The organism is Cutibacterium sp. LaCa_89 (assembly GCF_058177555.1).
In genome coordinates this window covers 2053617-2074261 of record NZ_CP190889.1, presented here as the reverse complement: position 1 = coordinate 2074261, position 20645 = coordinate 2053617, and the positions used below count along the sequence as shown (strand labels likewise).

The window sequence follows — 20645 nt, the reverse complement described above, 5'->3', positions numbered from 1 at the left end:
AGTGAGTGGCAGGCCCAGGGTCGTTCCGGTCCCTACGCCCCAGGCCCTCAGCCCGGGCAGCAGATGGGTCATCCGGGTGTCCAGCCTGGGCAGCAGAGCGTGCCCCAGCCTGGTACGGCGGCTGCTTACCCTGTCTATCCGGCGCAGGCTCCGGGCCAACGTTCCGGCGTCCAACCCGGCATGGTGCCGAACCCTGCGCACCCGGGCCCTCACCAGACGAGTCCGCAGCAAGGCGGGTACACCACCACGCAGCCCCTGCCGACCATGCCCGCCGCTGGTCAAGCGCCGATGATGCAGCAGCCCTATCAGGGGGCGCTTGCGGTACAACCATCTGGTAACTGGTTCGCTGACGCGTGGGGAGTACTCCGTCGGATCTGGAGAGGTGATGTCGTAGAGGCCTTTGATCTGGCCACGGCCTCCCGGAAGTTCTGGCTCTGGACTGGTCTTGCCCAGGCTGGATTTGCCGGTTTCGCCTTCGCCAACTTGATGTGGCGGGTGGCGTCCTCCATCGACAACGGGGCCGACCGCGTGACTCACGGCTTCCTTGGTTGGTTCGGTGCGGACGACCCCAGTCAGACCTATAACGTCACCGGATTCGAGTTCAGTTCGTGGCTGAAGGCGTTCTTCACCATGTTCCTGGCTGTCGCCGTGGTGTTCGCGGTACGTCCGCTCTTCATCAAGATGGTATACGCGTGGCGTCAGTCCAGGCAGACTTGGGAGGTCGCCTACACCGTCAACTCGGTCGCGACCCTATCCTCCACCTTCGTCGTCGCAGTCGTTAGCCTCCTGTGGTTTGTGCCCTCCGGGGCCCTGGTCCCGGTAGGGTTCGTGGTGCTGTGGGCGCTCGGCGCGATGTGCCAGTTCCTTGGTGAGTTACTCCTCTACACTGGCGTGAACAAGACCGGAGGATTCCCGCCATATTCCCGTTCCCCGCTCGTCCCGCACGTCATCGGGACTGGCTTTTACGTCGTGGTGGTTGCCCTACTCTGGCTGCTCTGCGCCGTAGTCAGCGGGGGGATCATGTCATCATGAGTCCGATGATGAGCGGGCGGCGTCTCAGCGCGCCAATGCGGCGTGGTGTCGTGGCACTGTGCGTGGCGATGGCCTTCGTGTTATCGGGATGCGGTGCCGTCATAGGTACAACGCTCAAAGTCAACGACGATGGTTCGGGTTCCCGGAGCTTGACGATGACCTTCACCGATGACGATTCCGACGAAGCCAAGCAGGTGTTTGCCAAGCCGTTGAGCGTCTACGACACAAGTATCAAGAAGCATGTTCCCTCGCAGCTGACGTACAACGGCTTACACATGCAGGGAAAGTCGATGGTTGCCTCCTTCCAACTCGACTTTTCCAGTCCCCAGGACTACCTCACCAAGGTGCGCGCCATCATTGGCGGCTCCAAGGATCCGACGTCTGACATCCAGAACATCAACACCCCGTTGGTTAACGGAGTCGTCGGCAAGGAGAACTTCACGTCCCGGGATCTTCTTGAGTGGTTGCCGCAAGGTTTGGAACAGGACGGAATCGTTGATTCCGGCAACGTAGGGAACGTCCTCGACTCCGAGAACAACATGACGTTGACGATCGGAGGCAAGAACTTCACCTCGCGGACGCCGCTGGACGTCGAGCACGTGGCTGACAACGGTTTCGACCAGGTTGTCGTTCAGCTGAACTTCAAGAGCATGAAGGACGTCGGTGCCGTCGTCTGGTACTTCTCCGAGCAGGCCTGGGGTGCTGACAAAGAGAATAAGGTCAAAGCCTTCCTCGACCAGGCCACCAAGGATGGCAATGGTGAGGCCGCCGACGCCAAGAGTGACGACCTGCCCGAGGATGTGCGCCAACAGCTCTGGTCGACCTACCCAGTCGGCAAGAAGGTCACCATCAAGGCCGGCTCTCTGGAGGACGTCGACAAGAGGGTCGCTCAGGCTCTCGGCAACAAGTCTGGCAGTTTCAAGATCACCCCTGGACAGGCGAAGCAGAGCGACCCGAGCAGTGGGACACCAGCGTCATTCGTGATTCCGCTGTCCTTGACCGGTCAGGTCTCCTGCTCGGCCATCTGCTCCCGCGACGCTGGGGACCCGGTGATGGTGGTCACCCACCCGTCGCAATGGGTGGATGAGGACTCTTCTGCGCCATCGGACGAGGGCGAGACGCGCACTCAGATCATCAGGGGCAGCGCGCCTTTGAAGTTGGACGTGCCGCTGGAAACCAAGAAGACCAGCACAACGGTGCACCTGAACCCGGGGGGAGAGGTCTCGTACGAGGCCAATCTGACCTTCGACAATGCTGTCCTGGGGGACAACAAGGAGGAGGTCAAAACACTGCTCCGGGGAGGCGGGAACTGGTCGGTTGAGCAAAAAACTGACAAGAGCACCACCCGGTACACGGTCAAGGGGAGCGCCGACGACCCTCTCACCTTCAGCAAGAAGTACTCGGGAAGTGATTCTCCCCTGGTTGTAGAGAACGAACTGAAGCGGACGACGTTCAAGAACCACTGGATGATCGCCATTACCCCCTTAGCTTGGATGCCGAGGGGCGAACTCAAGGTCATTACCGATCACGGCAAGTTCGACGATGGCAGCTCTGAAAGGACGTGGACAACCGGCGAATCTACGGTGTTCAGCGCCCGTGCGAGTACCCTGCGGACCGGTCCAGTCGTTGCCGCGGTCGTCATCGGGGTTCTCATTGTCGCCGCCGCTGTTCTGGCCTACTTCAAGCGCGATGCTATTCGGGCACGGAGTAAGAAGCGTGCTGAGGCCGCGCGTCAGCGGGCTGCCCAGAACGGGCAGTACCGAATTCCTGTGCAGGGTCACACGCAGCAGAATCAGCAGCGGCCATCGCACCCCGGCGCCCCGGTGCCTCCGCCGCCGGGCGGATACCCGCCTGACCACAGTGGCGGTGGCCAGTGGACAGAAAACGATCTGCAATAGGCGCCCTTTCCTCCAGCGATGGAGGTGCCCGCTGCCACGGGGCGCGTCGGGTCATGGATCCGGCGTGCAGTCGTGGCGGCGGCTGGCGCATTGAGGCCAGCAGGAGGGAAAGACCTGGTTTGACTATCCCTGGGCACGTGCAGAATAATGAGACAAGTTCCCTGACCTCTGGTCGGGGGCCCGTCCAGAAACGTTCCTGGGAACCTCCCAGGAATATCCACATGACGCGTCCCGTGCACAAGCGGGCGACATTCCAGAAGGAGCCCCAGTGGCAAAGGCCAAGTTCGAGCGGACCAAGCCGCACTGCAACATCGGCACCATCGGACACATCGACCACGGCAAGACGACCCTCACCGCGGCGATCTCCAAGGTGCTGCACGACAAGTACCCGGAGCTGAATGAGGAGTCGCCGTTCGACCAGATCGACAAGGCTCCCGAGGAGCGTCAGCGCGGCATCACCATCTCGATCGCCCACATCGAGTACCAGACCGAGAAGCGTCACTACGCTCACGTCGACTGCCCTGGGCACGCTGACTACGTCAAGAACATGATCACTGGTGCTGCCCAGATGGACGGCGCCATCCTCGTGGTCGCCGCCACCGACGGCCCGATGCCCCAGACTCGTGAGCACGTCCTGCTCGCCCGCCAGGTGGGCGTGCCGGCCATCGTCGTCGCCCTCAACAAGTGCGACATGGTCGACGACGAGGAGCTCATCGAGCTCGTCGAGATGGAGGTTCGCGAGCTGCTGACCTCGCAGGACTTCGACGGTGACAACTGCCCGGTCGTTCGCATCTCCGCCTTCCAGGCCCTCCAGGGTGACGAGAAGTGGACCCAGTCGATCCTCGACCTCATGGATGCCGTGGATGAGTACGTCCCGCAGCCTGAGCGTGACCTCGACAAGCCCTTCCTCATGCCGATTGAGGATATCTTCACCATCACCGGTCGTGGCACCGTTGTCACCGGTCGTGTTGAGCGCGGCGTCGTCAAGACCAGCGAGGAGGTCGAGATCGTCGGTATCCACGACAAGATTCAGAAGACCACCGTCACCGGCGTCGAGATGTTCCGCAAGATCCTCGACGAGGGTCGCGCTGGTGAGAACGTCGGTGTTCTGCTCCGTGGCACCAAGAAGGAGGACGTCGTTCGCGGCATGGTCCTCTGCAAGCCCGGTTCCACCACCCCGCACACCGACTTCGAGGGCCAGGTCTACGTTCTGAAGAAGGATGAGGGTGGCCGTCACAAGCCGTTCTTCTCGCACTACAGCCCCCAGTTCTACTTCCGCACCACGGACGTGACTGGCACTGTTGAGCTCCCCGAGGGCACCGAGATGGTTATGCCTGGTGACAACACCGACATGACCGTCCACCTGATCCACCCGATCGCCATGGAGGAGCAGCTCAAGTTCGCCATCCGTGAGGGCGGTCGCACCGTCGGTGCTGGTCGTGTCACCAAGATCATCAAGTGATGTGATCTGAGTTTTTGACGAGGTCCGTCCCCACGGGGGCGGACCTCGTTGCATGTCTGGGTACCGCTGGGAGATTCGGTGGCATGACGTGGATCAGCGGCGTCCGTCCATCCCTCCCTCATGCCAAGCCGTTCTTGCGCCAGTTTTGTCTCACCTGCGCCACCGTTTGCAGGCGCAGGTGAGACAAAACTGGCGCAACTGGCGTGAGGGACGGGCCCGTTCTCGTCCCCAGGGGCTCGCAGGAACCATCGCGCAACAGACTTCGACGGGCCTCTTTGTCACCGAGGAGCTGAGGTCTTGGGGATCGCTTTCGCGATGGCATCCATGATGTGACGATCGCAGTGAATGCCGAGGACCGCCGACCAAACGGGGATGAATTCGCTGTGGTAGTTGTGCCCATGCCCACCAGGCGGAGTCGTCGACAAGGCCATGTCGGCCGTGACCTGCCAGAAACTCGACCATGGCGTCCACTGAATGTGGGGATTGACGTCGTCTCCAGCGCGCTCGCGCATCCAGTCGGGCTCTGACCAGATCATCTCGGGGGACCACCACGTCACCGGATCGGACGGGTGCTGTACATAGGCGATGCGTGTGTGGGCTGACCAAGGAGGATAGGCGGCTCCCCAATGGTCGTGGTAGATCTCGCCCGGATTACCCATGAACCTCACGATTCGGCCATCGTCGATCACGGGGACGATGGCGGGGGACCCCTCTCGTCGGTTCGCCTCCAAATCCTTCCAGATCGGCGTGAACCCGGGGGTTCCGACCCACACGGCGCCGTCAACCTTGGCGATCATGTCGTCGATGGATGGGAAGGCGGACTGACCACCGTAAGAACCCAGGGACACACCGCTCGTGTAGAGCTTCGGACGAGTTTCGGGGGCCAGGGTGGCCCAGTAGTCGTGGATGACGCTGAACAGGGCCTGGGCACCTTCTTTGGGAGATTCGCGGTCCAGGAGGAAGGCCCCGACGCTGCCCAGGTACGAGTACTGCATCGTGGCCGTCGCGCAGTCACCGCCGGTGAGATACTCCACGGCCGACACCGACCACTCCTCGATCCAGCCGGACCCGGTGCCGTTCTGGACGACGAGCACCTTGCGATGGAACGCCCCGGTACGGATGAGCTCGGCGAGAACGCCATTCGCCTCGGCGACGTAGTCGCGACGGGAATTGAGCCCGGCGTAGACGCGGATGGGCTCCTTGGCCGACTGACCGGTGACCTTTCCGATCATGGCGGCGTCGGGGCCGTCAGTGACGGCGTCCTTGCCCTCCCGGCCCAGGCTGTCCCAGGTCTGAAGCGAGGCGGGGGACCCGGACCGAAGGGGCGACGTCGGGGGTTTCCGTCCGGCGGCCGTCTGCGCATTGGTTTCAGCCATGACGTGGGCAACACCGTTGGCCGTCGTCCTGACGATGACGTTGTTCGTGGCCCAGAGCAGGAGTGAGATGCTCAGCACCACGACGACAATTGCCAGTACCGGCTGGGCGATGAGACGGTGTACGCCGGTGTACAGATTTCGGATGCCATGAGCGATGAGGCGGATGAGCAGTACCGTCGCGGTGAAGAGGATCAGCCCCGTGAACACGCCAACGGTCTGCGCGACCCAGACCTTCCGTGGCAGACCGACTTCCTCTGAGACGTGCTTCTGCTGTCTCGTGCACCACATGAACATCCACAGCGATATCAGGGCGAGAATGGCGTACCAGCTACGTCGGATGCCCCGGACCGCGTGAGTTGAGATCATCACCTGCAAGCGCGTGATCTCAGCTAACCACCGGGAAATCCGCCCGATGAGCCCTCCGACCCCATAGGCGAGAAGGGTCGACAACCACACGTTGACGGCCACCATCCACCAGGTCCGGGGGACCAAGGACGGTGTCAGGGCGGTCCACAGACCGAAAAGGGCGAAGACGAGGCCAGCAATGCTGGCACGGCGCAGCACCCTTGCCGGCCAACGTCGGTTGCCCAGCCGAGCCGGGAGTCCATGCCTGGGATTCCGTGGAACGATTTGGGTTGTCAGCGCTGCGTCCTTTCATTGTCAGTGGTGAAGGTTGCCCTCGCCAGATGCCACGGGACACTCTTCCACGTCGTGAGGACAAGAAGGGCCTCGGCCCACCAAGTCGGGTGGGCCGAGGCTCAACTGTTGTCGGAACCGGTCAGACGCCGGTGCGCGGCAACGTGGTCGGACGATCGCCGGAACCGGGCTTGAAGCCGTTGCCGGGCTTGGTGTCGTCGCCGGGCTTGCCCGTGGCCGGCCAGGTCTCCCCAGTCGTGGTGAGGAACCAGTTGCGATCGAAGAAGTCCTTCGGATCGATGGTCTTCATCTTCGAGGCGGTGTCGATGAGCAGCTGACGGATCTCGAGGATCTCGTCCCAGACGACCGGGGCCTCCGCGACGTGCGGGTAGGCGCCGCCACCGCTCATGCGGTAGTTGTTGATGGCCAGGACGAACTTCTGGTCGTCGGCGACCGGCTGGCCCTGCCAGGACAGGCCCAGGATGCGCTTGCCCACCGGCTTGGAGACGTCGATGGAGTACTTGACACCGGTGACGGCGTCGTAGTTGTAGTCCCACACCGGCTTGCCCTGGTAGTCAGCCTGGGTGTCGCCGCCCTCGCTGGCCGGAGCCGGGTTGACGATGGCGCCCTTCTTGACCTGCTTGAAGTACTTCGCGGAGTACTCCAGGTAGTCCTTGAGTTGTTTGCCGGTGAGCAGGATGCCCGCCAGTGTGTTGTCGAAGACGTACAGGCCAGCGATGTCCTTGATCTTGACATCGCCTTTCGGGAAGGCAGCGGTGCGTGAGAACGGCGAGACCTGGGCGATGACCGGAATACCGTCGTACTTGCCACCCTTGATCGCCTTGGCGACGGTGTCGGCCTCGACCTTGCCGATGAAGTCGAGGATCGGGGTGTCCTCAACCATCGAGCGCTCGGTGGTCAGCTTCGTCGTCGAGGTGGCGACGACGGAGTTGACGTACTTGACGGTGGCCTTGTGGCCGGCCTGCAGCTCGGAGTCAGAGGCGAACTCCTTGTCCTCCTCGACGTCACGGGTGTAACGCGGCTTCACGGTGACCCTGTCGTGGAGCACGGAGGCCTTGCCGTCGGAGAAGTCGAGCGGGATCGTCACCTGGGAGACTGAACGGGCCCAATAGTCGGGCTGGGTGATGACGACCTTGTGGCCCGAGATGCCGTCGACGATCTCGACCGGGTCGTCCTGGTGGGTGTGACCGATGACGACGAGGTCGACCTCGGGAACGGACTTGGCCAGGACGGTGGCATTGTTCTCTGGCAGACCCTTGTAGACCGGGGCGGCCTGGTCCTCCGACAGTCCGGCGTGGACGAGGACGACAACGACGTCAGCCCCTTCTTTGCGCAGTGTGACCGAGCACTTCGCAGCGGTCTTGACCGGGTCAGCGATGTCGACCTTGCCAGTGAGGTTCGCCTTGTCCCAGACCATCGAGCCAGGGGTGGTGACGGCGACGACGCCGACCTTGACCTGGTGGCCGTCGACGGTCTTGGTGAGCATGAGGGTGCCCTGGGTCAGCGGCTTGCCGGTCTTGAGGTCGATGACGTTGGCGCACAGCAGTGGGGCGTCGAGGTCGTTCTTGTAGCGGTTGAGTTCCTTGAGTCCGTAGTTGAACTCGTGGTTGCCGATGTTGGCCGCGTCATAACCAACGAGGTTGAATGCGCGGGCCATGACCTCGGTGCGGCCAAGTTTCTCGGGCTGCTTGGCAGAGAGGTAGGTCAGCGGGGTGCCCTGGATGGTGTCACCGTTGTCGAGCGTGACGACGGAGTCGGCACCCTTCTCGGCGCGGAGCTGCTTGACGATGGTGGCCACCCGACTCACGCCCAACGGAGCCGAGGACCGACCCTTGTCCGACGGCGGGTAGGGAGCGTCGGCGAAGTAGTCCCAGTCGTAGACGTGACCGTGGATGTCGGTGGTGGCGAGCACCGTCAGCGTTGCGGCACCGGCAGCAGAGCCTGCGGTGGCGGGAGCGGAAGACGTCGACGGCGACGCGAAGGAATTCCCGACAGCAGTCATCGCGAGCCCTGTCCCCAGGGTGCCGACCAGCACGGCGCGACGCGACAGGTTCGTACCAAGTGGGTTGTCATGCATGGATGGTGTCCTTCCAACGGGATGGGAAAGCGGTACCATCCTTGCCGAATGAAGTGACGGACGGGTGACAATTTGATGATTACCACCGTCAACAACACCTGGTCAGCCCTGACGCCTCTGCAGCTGGGCCCATTCGTCACGCAGACCAACGGTGCGGTGGAACACCGTGGTGTCCTGATCCGCCGCGAAATACCCCAGCCGCTCGAACTGCACCACCTCGCCGGGAGCCACCTCGGCCAAGGCCGGTTCGGCCATGACGTTGGTGAGGGTCTCGCGCGAGTTCGGGTTGAGGTCGTCGAGGGCCTCGCCGCTCTCCGATCCGGGAATCTCGGCGGTGAAGAGACGGTCATAGAGGTTCGCGGTTACCGGCACGGCATGGGCGGCGGACACCCAGTGCATCGTCGACTTCACCTTGCGACCGTCGGGGGCGGTGCCGCCGCGGGACTCCGGGTCATAGCTGGCGTGAACCTCGGTGATGGTGCCGTCTGGGTCCTTGACGACGTCAGTGGCCGTCACCAGGTAGGCACTACGCAGACGCACCTCACGACCGGGGGAGAGGCGGAAGAACTTGCGGGGCGGGTCCTCGCGGAAGTCGTCGGCCTCGATCCACAGCTCTCCGGTGAAGGGGACGCACCGGGTGCCGTCATCAGGATTCTCCGGGTTGTTGACGAGCTCGAACCATTCGACGACCGGGTTGCCGTTCTCGTCAGTAGGCCAGCCGTCCAGGACCAGTTTGAGCGGGTGCAGGACGGCCATGCGGCGCTGCGTGGTGGCGTTGAGCTCGCGGCGCACGAAGGACTCGAACTCCTCGATGGCCTTCACGGAGTTGTTCTTGGTGGTACCGACGGCCTGGCAGAAGGCACGGATGGCAGCAGCCGGGTAGCCGCGACGACGCATCCCGCGCAGGGTGGGCATGCGGGGGTCGTCCCAACCGTCGACGACGCCGTCGGTCACAAGGGACCTGAGGCGACGCTTCGAGGTGATGGTGTGGGTCAGTTCGAGACGGGCGAACTCGCGCTGCTTGGGGGCCGGGGCGTCGAGCGGCACATGGGCGAGGAACCAGTCGTAGAGGGGGCGGTGGCTGTTGAACTCCAGGGAGCACAGCGAATGGGTCACACCCTCTATGGCGTCGGACTGACCGTGGGCCCAGTCATAGGTGGGGTAGATGCACCACGTGGTGGCGGTCGAGTGATGGGCCTGGTGGCGGATGCGGTACATGACCGGGTCACGCAGCCACATGTTCTCCGCCTGCATGTCGATCTTGGCGCGCAGACAGCGGGAGCCGTCGGGGAACTCGCCGTTGCGCATCCGCTCGAGCAGGTCGAGTGATTCCGCTGCGGGACGGTCGCGGTAGGGGCTCTCGATACCCGGCTTGCCGTAGCCGCCTTTCTGCTCGCGGATCGTCTCGGGGGACTGGTCGTCGACGTAGGCCAGGTCCTCGCGGATGAGGTACTGGGCCCACTCGTACAGCTTGTCGAAGTAGTCGGAGGCGTGGACGACGTGGGCGGGGGAGTACCCGAGCCACTCGATGTCCTCGATGATCGACTGGACGTACTCAACCTCCTCGGTGCCCGGGTTGGTGTCGTCCAGACGCAGGTTGCAAATGCCGCCGAAGTCCTCCGCGACGCCGAAGTCAGTGACAATGGCCTTGGCGTGGCCAATGTGCAGGTAGCCATTGGGCTCGGGTGGGAACCGGGTCTGGACCCGTCCTCCATAGGTGCCCTGTTCGTTGTCCGCGCGAACGACCTGATGAATGAAGTCCGAGCCGGACTCGGCCGGGGCGGCGGGAGTCGGGGTTCCAGTGGGTTCTGCCATGGCGGGAACCTTACCGGAGTCTGTCGGTACTTCCCGATAGACTCCGAGGCATCATGACTGAGTTGCATCCCGCGCGCACACGCGTCGCCCCCTCGCCCACCGGAGACCCTCACGTCGGTACGGCCTACATGGCGTTGTTCGACAAGGCTTGGGCACAGCGCACCGGCGGCCAGTTCGTGCTGCGCATCGAGGACACCGACCGCAACCGTCTGGTGGAGGGTTCGGAGGAACAGATCTACGAGACCCTTGACTGGCTGGGCCTGTCCCCCGATGAGTCGCCGCGGGTCGGTGGACCGTACGAACCGTACCGGCAGTCTGAGCGTTTGGACACCTACAAGCCGCTCGTCGACAAGCTCATCGAGTCTGGTCACGCCTACCGCTGCTGGTGCTCCCAGGAGAGGCTCAAGGCACTGCGCGAGGAGCGCGCGGCCGCGAAGTCCCCGGACACCGGTTACGACCGCATGTGTCTGGGCATGTCCAAGGAGGAGCGGGCCAAGCTGCCGGGTTTCACCGAGACACCCGTCGTGCGCATGCTCATCCCTGAGGACGTCGAGCTGGAGTTCGACGATCTCATTCGCGGCAAGGTCCACGCCCCACGTCCCGATGACCAGGTCATCCTCAAGGCCGACGGATTTCCGACGTACCACATGGCCGTCGTCGTCGATGACCATCTCATGGGCATCGACACGGTCGTTCGTGGTGAGGAGTGGATCTCCTCGACGCCGAAGCACCTGTTGCTCTACAAGTGGCTGGGCTGGGAGGTGCCGAGGTTCGCGCACATGCCGCTGCTGCGCAACACCGACAAGTCCAAGATCTCCAAGCGCAAGAACCCGGCTGCTCGGTTGATGTGGTTCCGTGAGCAGGGTTATCTGCCCGAGGCGCTGCGCAACTTCCTGCAGCTGCTGGCATACCCGACGATCGCCGAGGGTCAGGAGATGGAGGACCTCGACTCCTTCGTGTCCCGCTTCGACTGGGCGAGCGTCTCCACTGGCGGGCCGGTCTTCGACGTCACCAAACTTGACTGGCTCAACGGCCAGTACATCCGCAGTCTTGACGCCGAGGACCTCACCGATCGCGTGCTCGAGTACGCCGATCGCACCGGTCAGGCCCAGGAGGTGCTCGGCCGTGATCTGACGTGTGAGGACCGTGAGATCATCCATGCCGCGATGCCACTCATTCGTGAGCGTCTGGTGCTGCTGTCGGAGGCACTGCCGAAGCTGGCATTCCTGCTGATCGACGACGACGCCCTGGTCTTCGATGGGGATTCCGTGGCCAAGCTCAAGACAGGAGCCAACGAGATCCAGCAGGCGTCCACCGAGGTCCTCAAGGGGCTTGACGATTTCTCCGCCGATGCCATCCAGGTGGCGCTGCGCACCAAGCTCTGCGACGAGATGGGTATCAAGCCGCGTCTCGCCTTCGCCCCGATCCGCGTCGCCGTCACCGGTTCGCGGGTGTCCCCGCCACTGTTCGAGGCCATGGAGATTCTCGGCAAGGGGTCGACTCTTCGTCGTATGGAGCGGTTTGAGGCTGAGATAGAGCAGAGTAGTGATTGAACACGATGAGACGAGGCCTGGGCTCCTGCGACGTCCAATAGTGTGGTTCTGGGTGCTCGTCACCTGTTATTGGGCGTTGGTGTGGCGGACACCTGTGTGGGATATCGATGATCTGTATTTCGCCACCCGATCTGGCACTCCCAGCGGTCGTATCGACTGGGCGGATTTTGCACGGCTCACCGTATACGATCTGGGTGGGCGTAATGGCCGTTTCTCGGACATGATGGTGCAACTCGTCATGGCGATGGGTGGATGGATTCGTGTTCCCCTCGTGCTCTCATCCCTGTCAACGTCGCTGGCACTGTGGCTCATGATGCGGGCCCTCATCCGGGATCTACGGGGAGTGGTGTCTCCCGGTGTTGACTTGTTGGCAGGCGTAGGTGCATTTCTCGTGCCGATGACCCTGATTGGTATCGAGCCAAACATGGGTGGGGACACGATCATGTTCATAGCTGCGAACATCGGCTACATGTGGGGCTTAGCGCTCGGGATCGTATCCATCCTCCTGCTGTGGTCCCAGCGGGGGCCGAACGTTGACCACGGCTGGGTTTTGTGGGTGGCGGTGGCGCTGTCCTATGTGGCAAGTATTCATCATGAATTGAATGCGCCGGGAATCGTCGGGGCAATCGTCGCGATGGCGCTCATCACACCCGCAGGGAAATGGACTACTCGGTGGGCGGTGGCGCTGGTCATGGTGGCCGCGGGAAATACTGCGAGAATGGGAATGCCCGGTTTATGGGCACGTAGCCGTCGACTTGGGGGGCCGTACCCGTACCCGAAAATAACTGGCGAGATTCCCAAACGGGTGTCGTTCGTCGTCCACTCCGTCAGCCATTCGCTCACAAATTACCCGGTCGTGTTCTTTGCGATCATGCTGTCAGTCATCGTCATGTGCCTGGTGGTTATGAAACGCGGATTCCATCGCCGCGCCATCGGTATCCTCCTCGCACTGTTCTGTGTGGCATCTGTCGGGCTGGCCGCGACCAGCCTGCGAGTTGTTACGGTGCTCGCGCGACGAAAGCTCGTTGGAGATATTCGACTGTACCTTTCGGCCACCGGGCTGTTGGTTGGAGTGTGCTTTAGCGTCGTGATGGTGATCCTTGTGGTGCTCACTGTGATGGTTGCTCGCATACCGGGATGCTGCATGGTGGGGGTTTCGACGGGCGCGGCGTTTGGTTATTACGCGCTCCCGATGATTCAAGGGTCCCCAGGGGGACGAACGTCCTTTTTAAGTCTGGTGGTCTTCACCATGAGTGCGTTGGTGTGGACATGGGCTGCTGTCGGATTGGCGCAGAGAGGCACGAACCAGGTTGACGGCGGTGCCTCATCCATGGAATCTGGTGGACGACTCGCGGCTGCGACACCGGGGTCGCAGCTCGCTATGGTTCTGGTTACCATCGCTACGGCGGCATGCCTGGGCACCGGCCTGCAGGGAGCGTGGGGGATGCTCCAGGGAGCGACGATCAACGGCAGTGTCTGGCGACAGGTAAATGCCCAGGTAGACCTGGCGCGTCGCGGGGAGCGCGACACGGTCGTCGTCCCGAAGGCGTTACCTGCCCCGGACTGGTTGCCCGACTACGCGGGACAGCGTGGATCCGTCGTCGATGGCCTGCATCAGTATTATGACCTCCCGAAGAACGTCACCGTGGTGCGTCGTTGAGAGTGCTGTCGAGGACCTCGCTGAGGGACGCGACGAGAATCCTGATGTGCTCGTCTGTGTGACGTGCCGTCAGGCAGATACGTAGGATTGCGTCGCCTTTCGCGACGGCGGGGTAACGGACCGCAACGACCATGAGGCCCCGTCGTGCCAACTCCTCTTGCGCCGCGATGGCACGATCCTCGGGACCCACCGGAACCCTGATGATCGGACCGAGATCATTGGCTGTAGGGGCGGGAATGAGCCCGGCCCCGAAGAGTGCACGGCGCGCGCGAGCCACAGTGGTCTGGAGCCTCTGGACGGGAGAGGCATCGGTTCGTAGCTGATGCACGGATGCCGCCACGGCAGCTACGACGGCGGGGGAGGGGGCGCTGGAGAACACGTATCCTCGTGCGCAGTTTCGAATCAGCGTTGCCAAGGTCTCGTAGACGCAGACGAAACCGCCCTCGACGCCCAGGGCCTTGCTGGCCGTTCCCAGCAGGACGTCCGGTCGCAGTTCCTGGGGCAGACCTTCGGTGACGCCACGCCCGGTGGGCCCGACAGTGCCTATCCCGTGGGCGTCGTCAACGATGGTCAAAGCGCCGTGACGACGTGCGATCCGGACGAGGTCAGCAATGGGAGCGACGTCACCTCCCATGGAGTAGACCCCCTCCGTGAGCACGATGGCTCTTTCGGTGGTGACGTGATCAAGGGCATGGTCGATGGCATCGAGGTCCGCATGAGGGACGACGACCGTGCGCGCCCGAGCCAACCGACACCCGTCGATGAGACTGGCATGGTTGTCCGCATCGGAGACGACGGTGACGTCAGGACCTGCCACCAGCTGCATGGTCGTGACATTTGCCTGGTAGCCGCTGGCCATGAGGACTGCCTGGGGATACCCCAACCAGGTGGCGATCTCATGTTCAGCATGGTGGTGTGCCACCGAGGTTCCTGTCGTGAGGCGTGAGCCACCAGAACTGCATCCCAGCTCACTGACGACGTTGATCATGGCCTCCTGGACGGCCGGCTCCGTGGACATGCCGAGGTAATCAGAGGACGAGAACAGCAGGGCAGGACCGTCGGTGGTAACGGCGTCAGGAACCTGAGACGACGAGAAGGTGCGTGGATGGCGCTCGAGTCCGGAAGCCCGCCACGAGTCGAGACGGGATCGAATGTGGTCATGCCAGGACGCGGTGGTGTGAGTACTGGGAGAGTGGGTGGCAGGTCCGATGAGAACGGGGTGATTCTCCAACCAGTCCGTGATCATGGCGGGATCCGCGTACGAGGTGTCGACAAGAATGACGCGCCCCCCGTTGGGGTCACCATCGGCCTTGACGTTCGTCACCGTTGTGTACACCCCGTCGGCGCAGACATAGCCACGGGTGTAATGGGGATCGTCGGAGATGCAGAGTTCCGCGAGAACTCCGGGTGCAGCAGCAACCTTGCTCGCGAGGAGGACCGCTTCATGGTGGTGCCTCTTGTGAGCCAAGGATGTTCCCGGGGCAGATTCCGTGAGATCCCCGAATCGAGTCACACGAACGCCACGTAAGGGATCGGTTTCCAACCGTCGTCCACTGCCCACCTCGACCATGGCGGCCCCACGCATCGTTGGTCCGGCGGTGAGAATGCGCATGACCTGCTCCGGGTTGGGCACGAATCGGGACAAGACGTCAAGGAAGTGGTGATGTGCGGAGTCGATGTCGATACATTCGTTGATGTCTGCGGGCAGGATAGGGATGACAGCGGGATCGACGTCGAGCTGATCCAGGCTGAGTCGCACCTGCCGAGCCTCGACGGTGTGACCAGGGGAGAGCGCGCGATGGGTGAGCCCCGTCAACGTCTGCCCGATCATGTCCGGAGACACCAGCGACTCGGCTCCGCTGACGTGGTACGGCTCCCCGTCGATGATTCCGGTCGCGCGCATCCGCACACTCCACCAAGGCGTGGCAGTAGGTGTTTGCGATGGATCTGACATGATGACTCCTCGGCGTTGGCGACCGCTCAACATTGAACACCATTCAATTCCCTGGGGTTCAGAGAGGCCGTCATTCCGATTTGCCTTGTTGGTTCATCGGTGACAGACTGTACAAGTTGCTCCGAACGGGGCTGCAGTGCGTCACGCTCGTGACCCTTGAGGTCGAGCCCGGCCACTGACGCCCGACGGCAGAGGTGTCACCACCAAGGTGAGTCCGCTGCCGGGCCCACGGGAGCGGGTCAGCATCGGAAGCCGACAGACAAATCCACAGTGTTCACGGGGTCCTCGATGACTGGTGAGCGGTGGGCGTCCTGCGGCTTGTGATGCGCGACACGCCCGAGCGCGTGGGTCGGGGAGGGGTGATGTGACCTCCCGGTTTTCACACCAGTTGGAAATCGTCAGGTTGGGACCAATGAGGAGTTCGCTCCTCACGCCGGAACCCTCTGGGCGTACCGGACTCCCATGTCAGGGAATCTTGGACGCGGCAGAGACGAGTAGAAGGAACAACTGTGGCGGGACAAAAGATCCGCATCAGGCTGCGGGCCTACGACCACGAGGTCATCGACTCGTCGGCGCGCAAGATCGTCGACACGGTGACCCGCACGGGTGCCAAGGTCGCCGGCCCGGTGCCGCTGCCGACTGAGAAGAACGTTTTCTGTGTGATCCGTTCGCCCCACAAGGACAAGGACAGCCGCGAGCACTTTGAGATGCGCACCCACAAGCGGCTCATCGACATTCTCGAGCCGACCCCGAAGACGGTCGATTCGCTTATGCGTCTCGATCTGCCGGCCGGTGTCGACATCGAGATCAAGCTTCCGTGAGGTTGAGCACCATGACCAATGAACGCACTGTCAAGGGCGTGCTGGGCACCAAGCTCGGCATGACCCAGCTGTGGGACGAGCACAACAAGCTCGTTCCTGTGACCGTCATCCAGGCCGGGCCGTGTGTCGTCACCCAGGTGCGCACCCCCGAGACCGATGGCTACTCCGCTGTCCAGCTTGGTATCGGAGCCGTCAAGGCCAAGAAGGTCACCAAGCCGGAGGCCGGCCACTTCGAGAAGGCCGGCGTGACCCCTCGACGTCACCTCGTCGAGTTGCGTACCGCCGATGCCTCTGAGTACACCCTGGGCCAGGAGATCACCGCTGACGTGTTCTCCGAGTCCGATTTCGTCGACGTCACCGGCACCAGCAAGGGCAAGGGCACCGCTGGCGTCATGAAGCGTCACGGCTTCGGCGGCCTGCGTGCCACCCACGGTGTGCACCGCAAGCACCGCTCGCCGGGCTCCATCGGCGGCTGCTCGACGCCAGGCAAGGTCATCAAGGGCCTCCGCATGGCTGGCCGCATGGGTGCCGAGCGTGTGACTGTCCAGAACCTGCAGGTTCACTCCGTCGACGCCGAGCGTGGGATCATGCTGGTCCGTGGCGCCGTTCCCGGCCCGAAGGGGTCCCTGCTCGTCGTCCGCAGCGCCGCCAAGAAGGCCGCCAAGAATGGGGATGCCGCATGAATGAGACCAAGACCATCGACGTCCTTGACGTCAAGGGTAAGAAGGCCGGATCGGCTGAGCTTCCCGGTGACGTCTTCGACGCGAACACCAACATTCCGCTGATCCATCAGGTCGTCATCGCCCAGCTCGCGGCTGCCCGTCAGGGCACCCACGCCACGAAGACTCGTGGCCTGGTCTCCGGTGGCGGCAAGAAGCCGTGGCGTCAGAAGGGCACCGGTCGTGCCCGTCAGGGTTCGACCCGTGCACCACAGTGGGTCGGTGGCGGCACCGTTCACGGTCCGCAGCCGCGCTCCTACGCTCAGCGCACCCCCAAGAAGATGGTGGCTGCTGCTCTGCGTGGGGCTCTGTCCGACATGGCTCGCGACAATCGCATCTTCGTCGTGACCTCCCTGGTTGACGGTGACAAGCCCTCGACCAAGCAGGCCAAGGCCGTCCTCTCCGGTCTCGCCGAGCTCCGCAAGGTGCTCGTCGTCCTGGATCGCAGCGAGGAGGTCGCCTGGCTGTCCGTGCGCAACCTCAACGAGGTCCACGTCCTGGCCGCCGATCAGCTCAACACCTACGACGTCGTCAACGCGCGGACCATCGTGTTCAGCCAGGCCGGACTTGACGCCTTCGTCGGTGCTCGCAGCGCCAGCACCCAGGCCCTGGCCGCTGAGCCAGAGGTCCCGGAGACCAACGTTGCGGACCAGCATCCCTACGGTGAGGACTCCTTCCGCGGAGACAACCCGCCGGCCGGATTCGACATCAAGGGCAACGAGGACTCCAAGAAGTTCCACGCCCCGACGTCGCCCTGGTACGGACGCACCATCGCTGAGGTGTGGTTCCGTTCCGCCGAGGCTGCTGAGGCCGCTGGCTTCGTCAACGCCGTCAAGTCTGACTCCGACAAGGAGGATGCCAAGTGAGCGAGCTGAAGATCCGAGATCCCCGGGACATCATCCTCGCCCCGGTTGTCTCCGAGAAGAGCTACAGCCTGCTCGACCAGAACACCTACACGTTCCTGGTCAAGCCGACTGCCAACAAGACCGAGATCAAGATCGCGATCGAGCAGATCTTCGGTGTGAAGGTCACCTCGGTTAACACGATGAACCGCAAGGGCAAGGCACGCCGTACCCGCTTCGGCATGGGCAAGCGTCCCGATACCAAGCGTGCCATCGTGACCGTCGCCGAGGGTGATCGCATCGACATCTTCACCGGCCCGGTCGCCTGAGCCGCGAGAGAAGGAACGAAGTACCAATGGGTATCCGCAAGCACAAGCCCACCACTCCGGGCCGTCGCGGCTCGAGCGTGTCGGACTTCGTCGAGCTCACCCGCTCGACCCCTGAGAAGTCCCTGCTCGTTGCCAAGCCCAAGACCGGTGGACGCAACAACACTGGCCGCATCACCACCCGCCACATCGGCGGTGGACACAAGCAGGCCTACCGCATCATCGACTTCAAGCGTTACGACAAGGACGGCGTGCCGGCCAAGGTCGCTCACATCGAGTACGACCCGAACCGCACTGCTCGCATTGCCCTGCTCCATTACGCCGACGGTGAGAAGCGTTACATCATCGCCCCCGATGGCGTCAGCCAGGGAACCGTCGTGGTGTCCGGCCCCGAGGCCGACATCAAGCCGGGCAACAACCTGCCGCTGCGCAACATCCCGGTCGGTACCACGGTTCACGCCGTGGAGCTGCGTCCGGGTGGTGGCGCCAAGATGGGTCGCTCCGCTGGCGCGTCGGTGCAGCTGGTCGCCCGCGAGGGCAAGTACGCCACCCTGCGCCTCCCCTCTGGTGAGATGCGCATGGTGGACATCCGCTGCCGCGCCACCATCGGCGAGGTCGGCAACGCCGAGCAGACCAACATCAACTGGGGCAAGGCCGGCCGTAACCGCTGGAAGGGCATCCGCCCGACCGTCCGTGGTGTGGTCATGAACCCGATCGACCACCCGCATGGAGGTGGCGAGGGTCGTACCTCTGGTGGTCGTCACCCGGTGAGCCCCTGGGGCAAGCCCGAGGGTCGTACCCGTAACAAGAACAAGGCGAGCAGCCGTCTCATCGTGCGTCGCCGCAAGTCCGGCAAGAAGCGCTGATTGGGAGTCTGAGACATGCCACGCAGTCTGAAGAAGGGCCCCTTCGTCGACGAGCATCTGGCCAAGAAGGTCACTGCCCAGAACGAGGCGGGCACGCACAACGTCATCAAGACCTGGTCACGTCGATCGATGGTTACCCCCGACATGATCGGGCACACCATCGGCGTGCACGACGGTCGCAAGCACGTCCCGGTTTTCGTGACCGAGTCGATGGTCGGGCACAAGTTCGGAGAATTCGCCCCGACCAGAACCTTCAAGGGTCACGTGAAGGACGACAAGAAGGCGCGCAGGCGCTGACGAGAGGGATCTGATTCATGAGCAACACTGAGAGGCCCAGCCGTCGCGCCGCCCTGCTCGGCGATCGCCCCGGCTCGTACGCCATCGCGCGTCACGTCCGGATGAGCGCCAGCAAGTGTCGTCGCGTCGTCGACCTGGTTCGCGGAATGGACGCCGCTGACGCGGTGGACATGCTGAAGTTCCAGCCGCAGGCCGCGGCTGAGCCGGTTCGCAAGGTCATCGCCTCGGCCATGGCCAACGCCGAGCAGACCGAGGGTCTGCGCGCCGAAGACCTGTACATCTCGCAGGCCTTCGTTGACGAGGGCGTCACCATGCGCCGCATCCGTCCCCGCGCCAAGGGATCCGCCAGCCGAATCCTGAAGCGCTCTGCCCACATCACCGTGGTTGTCGAGCCCAAGGACGCCCGTCCGGCCCCCAAGAAGGCCAAGAAGGGTCGCCCGGCGGCTGCAGCCAAGTCCGAGACCGAGAAGGGAGCCTGACATGGGCCAGAAGATCAACCCCCATGGTTTCCGTCTCGGTGTGACGACCGATCACAAGACCCGCTGGTACGCCGAGAAGCAGTACGCCGAGCTCGTGGGTGAGGACGTCAAGATCCGGGAGTGGCTCCACAAGAACCTGGAGCGCGCCGGTATTTCGTCCATCGAGATCGAGCGTCGCTCCGAGCGCGTGACCATCTTCCTCTACGCCGCCCGCCCGGGCATTGTCATCGGGCGCAATGGCGCCGAGGCCGAGCGCGTGCGCGGTGAGCTCGAGAAGCTCACTGGCAAGCAGATCCAGCTGAACATCCTCGAGGTCAAGAACCCCGAGACCGATGCCCAGCTGGTCGCCCAGGGAATCGCCGAGCAGCTCGCTGCCCGTGTCGCCTTCCGTCGGGCCATGCGTAAGGCCCAGCAGTCCGCCATGAACGCAGGCGCGCTTGGTATCCGTATCAAGTGCTCCGGTCGTCTGGGCGGTGCCGAGATGAGCCGTTCCGAGGGTTACCGCGAAGGTCGTGTGCCGCTGCACACCCTCCGCGCTGACATCGACTACGGCTTCTTCGAGGCCCGCACCACCTTCGGCCGCATCGGTGTCAAGGTGTGGATCTACAAGGGCGACGTCACTGGCACCCGTGCTGAGCGCGCTGCCCAGAAGGCTGCTCGCCAGGCCGCCCAGGGCGGTCGCGGTGGACGTGGTGGCCGTCGTGGCCGGGGCGATCGTCCCGACCGTCGCGGTGGACGTCGTCGCGCCGAGGCCGCCAAGCAGCAGTCCGCCGAGACCCCGGCCCCGCAGACCGAGAACGCAGGAGCCTGA

Annotated in this window: 17 protein-coding genes; 13 read left to right on the top strand and 4 right to left on the bottom strand. The window is 63.4% G+C overall.

Translation table 11 applies throughout. The features are described from left to right. The first annotated feature begins 63 nt into the window (after positions 1 to 63). The 3 genes from ACP8LP_RS09535 (at position 64) to tuf (ending at position 4392) form a co-directional block, all read left to right on the top strand. Complete coding sequence (locus ACP8LP_RS09535; RefSeq protein ID WP_484483122.1) at positions 64 to 1032, top strand: hypothetical protein; 969 nt, start codon at positions 64 to 66, stop codon at positions 1030 to 1032. 35 nt (positions 1033 to 1067) lie between these two features. Continuing rightward, the gene (locus ACP8LP_RS09530) at positions 1068 to 2930 is read left to right on the top strand and encodes a hypothetical protein (RefSeq protein WP_484483373.1); all 1863 of its coding nucleotides are present in this window, start codon (positions 1068 to 1070) and stop codon (positions 2928 to 2930) included. Between the two features lie 268 nt (positions 2931 to 3198). Next, positions 3199 to 4392 (top strand): elongation factor Tu, encoded by a 1194-nt coding sequence (tuf, locus tag ACP8LP_RS09525; protein WP_462575091.1) that lies wholly within the window; start codon positions 3199 to 3201, stop codon positions 4390 to 4392. Between the two features lie 278 nt (positions 4393 to 4670). On the opposite strand, the gene ACP8LP_RS09520 is transcribed toward tuf, so the two are convergent. The 3 genes from ACP8LP_RS09520 to ACP8LP_RS09510 all read right to left on the bottom strand — a co-directional run bounded on the left by ACP8LP_RS09520 (position 4671) and on the right by ACP8LP_RS09510 (position 10317). After that, positions 4671 to 6332: an alpha/beta hydrolase gene (locus ACP8LP_RS09520; RefSeq protein ID WP_484483121.1), complete on the bottom strand. Its 1662-nt coding sequence runs from the start codon at positions 6330 to 6332 to the stop codon at positions 4671 to 4673. A 214-nt stretch (positions 6333 to 6546) separates the two neighbouring features. Then, complete coding sequence (locus ACP8LP_RS09515) at positions 6547 to 8502, bottom strand: bifunctional metallophosphatase/5'-nucleotidase (RefSeq protein ID WP_004809061.1); 1956 nt, start codon at positions 8500 to 8502, stop codon at positions 6547 to 6549. Between the two features lie 102 nt (positions 8503 to 8604). Further along, on the bottom strand, positions 8605 to 10317 hold the full coding sequence (locus ACP8LP_RS09510) for a glutamine--tRNA ligase/YqeY domain fusion protein (protein ID WP_004809060.1): 1713 nt from the start codon (positions 10315 to 10317) through the stop codon (positions 8605 to 8607). Positions 10318 to 10445: 128 nt separating this feature from the next. Between ACP8LP_RS09510 and gltX the strand changes: the two genes are divergently transcribed. Together gltX and ACP8LP_RS09500 are read left to right on the top strand one after the other, a co-directional pair. After that, positions 10446 to 11870, top strand: a complete 1425-nt coding sequence (gene gltX, locus ACP8LP_RS09505; protein WP_249360403.1) for a glutamate--tRNA ligase — start codon at positions 10446 to 10448, stop codon at positions 11868 to 11870. Positions 11871 to 12267: 397 nt separating this feature from the next. Continuing rightward, positions 12268 to 13530: a hypothetical protein gene (locus ACP8LP_RS09500; RefSeq protein ID WP_171023538.1), complete on the top strand. Its 1263-nt coding sequence runs from the start codon at positions 12268 to 12270 to the stop codon at positions 13528 to 13530. Here ACP8LP_RS09500 and ACP8LP_RS09495 read toward each other — a convergent pair. Further along, positions 13511 to 15433, bottom strand: a complete 1923-nt coding sequence (locus ACP8LP_RS09495; protein ID WP_484483120.1) for a 6-carboxyhexanoate--CoA ligase — start codon at positions 15431 to 15433, stop codon at positions 13511 to 13513. The two genes, ACP8LP_RS09500 and ACP8LP_RS09495, sit on opposite strands and share 20 nt — an antisense overlap. A gap of 560 nt (positions 15434 to 15993) precedes the next feature. Here ACP8LP_RS09495 and rpsJ point away from each other — a divergent pair. Genes rpsJ through rpsC form a run of 8 tightly spaced genes read left to right on the top strand, consistent with a single transcriptional unit; the run spans position 15994 to position 20645 of the window. Beyond that, positions 15994 to 16305: a 30S ribosomal protein S10 gene (rpsJ, locus tag ACP8LP_RS09490; protein WP_002520595.1), complete on the top strand. Its 312-nt coding sequence runs from the start codon at positions 15994 to 15996 to the stop codon at positions 16303 to 16305. A gap of 11 nt (positions 16306 to 16316) precedes the next feature. Further along, positions 16317 to 16988 (top strand): 50S ribosomal protein L3, encoded by a 672-nt coding sequence (gene rplC / locus ACP8LP_RS09485; RefSeq protein ID WP_015582162.1) that lies wholly within the window; start codon positions 16317 to 16319, stop codon positions 16986 to 16988. Further along, positions 16985 to 17890: a 50S ribosomal protein L4, sunset domain variant gene (gene rplD, locus ACP8LP_RS09480; protein ID WP_021107862.1), complete on the top strand. Its 906-nt coding sequence runs from the start codon at positions 16985 to 16987 to the stop codon at positions 17888 to 17890. Before rplC ends, rplD begins: the two co-directional genes overlap by 4 nt. Continuing rightward, positions 17887 to 18195 carry a 50S ribosomal protein L23 gene (rplW, locus tag ACP8LP_RS09475; RefSeq protein WP_004809053.1) on the top strand — a complete coding sequence of 103 codons (309 nt, stop codon included), beginning with the start codon at positions 17887 to 17889 and terminating at the stop codon, positions 18193 to 18195. The genes rplD and rplW overlap by 4 nt, the downstream gene beginning before the upstream one ends. Positions 18196 to 18221: 26 nt before the next feature. Next, a complete protein-coding gene (gene rplB, locus ACP8LP_RS09470; RefSeq protein ID WP_015582163.1) occupies positions 18222 to 19058 on the top strand; it encodes a 50S ribosomal protein L2 in 837 nt (278 codons plus the stop codon). Positions 19059 to 19073: 15 nt separating this feature from the next. Then, positions 19074 to 19355: a 30S ribosomal protein S19 gene (gene rpsS, locus ACP8LP_RS09465; RefSeq protein WP_002544164.1), complete on the top strand. Its 282-nt coding sequence runs from the start codon at positions 19074 to 19076 to the stop codon at positions 19353 to 19355. Between the two features lie 17 nt (positions 19356 to 19372). Continuing rightward, on the top strand, positions 19373 to 19834 hold the full coding sequence (gene rplV, locus ACP8LP_RS09460; protein ID WP_021107861.1) for a 50S ribosomal protein L22: 462 nt from the start codon (positions 19373 to 19375) through the stop codon (positions 19832 to 19834). A gap of 1 nt (position 19835) precedes the next feature. After that, complete coding sequence (rpsC, locus tag ACP8LP_RS09455) at positions 19836 to 20645, top strand: 30S ribosomal protein S3 (protein ID WP_021107860.1); 810 nt, start codon at positions 19836 to 19838, stop codon at positions 20643 to 20645.

Bases quoted from the DNA above. Each gene is read 5' to 3' on its own strand.
- ACP8LP_RS09535 (WP_484483122.1), top strand. From the start codon at position 64: ATGGGTCATCCGGGTGTCCAGCCTGGGCAGCAGAGCGTGCCCCAGCCT.
- ACP8LP_RS09530 (WP_484483373.1), top strand. From the start codon at position 1,068: ATGCGGCGTGGTGTCGTGGCACTGTGCGTGGCGATGGCCTTCGTGTTA.
- ACP8LP_RS09515 (WP_004809061.1), bottom strand. From the start codon at position 8,502: ATGCATGACAACCCACTTGGTACGAACCTGTCGCGTCGCGCCGTGCTG.
- ACP8LP_RS09510 (WP_004809060.1), bottom strand. From the start codon at position 10,317: ATGGCAGAACCCACTGGAACCCCGACTCCCGCCGCCCCGGCCGAGTCC.
- gltX (WP_249360403.1), top strand. From the start codon at position 10,446: ATGGCGTTGTTCGACAAGGCTTGGGCACAGCGCACCGGCGGCCAGTTC.
- ACP8LP_RS09500 (WP_171023538.1), top strand. From the start codon at position 12,268: ATGACCCTGATTGGTATCGAGCCAAACATGGGTGGGGACACGATCATG.
- ACP8LP_RS09495 (WP_484483120.1), bottom strand. From the start codon at position 15,433: ATGCGCGCGACCGGAATCATCGACGGGGAGCCGTACCACGTCAGCGGA.
- rplC (WP_015582162.1), top strand. From the start codon at position 16,317: ATGACCAATGAACGCACTGTCAAGGGCGTGCTGGGCACCAAGCTCGGC.
- rplD (WP_021107862.1), top strand. From the start codon at position 16,985: ATGAATGAGACCAAGACCATCGACGTCCTTGACGTCAAGGGTAAGAAG.
- rplB (WP_015582163.1), top strand. From the start codon at position 18,222: ATGGGTATCCGCAAGCACAAGCCCACCACTCCGGGCCGTCGCGGCTCG.
- rpsS (WP_002544164.1), top strand. From the start codon at position 19,074: ATGCCACGCAGTCTGAAGAAGGGCCCCTTCGTCGACGAGCATCTGGCC.
- rplV (WP_021107861.1), top strand. From the start codon at position 19,373: ATGAGCAACACTGAGAGGCCCAGCCGTCGCGCCGCCCTGCTCGGCGAT.
- rpsC (WP_021107860.1), top strand. From the start codon at position 19,836: ATGGGCCAGAAGATCAACCCCCATGGTTTCCGTCTCGGTGTGACGACC.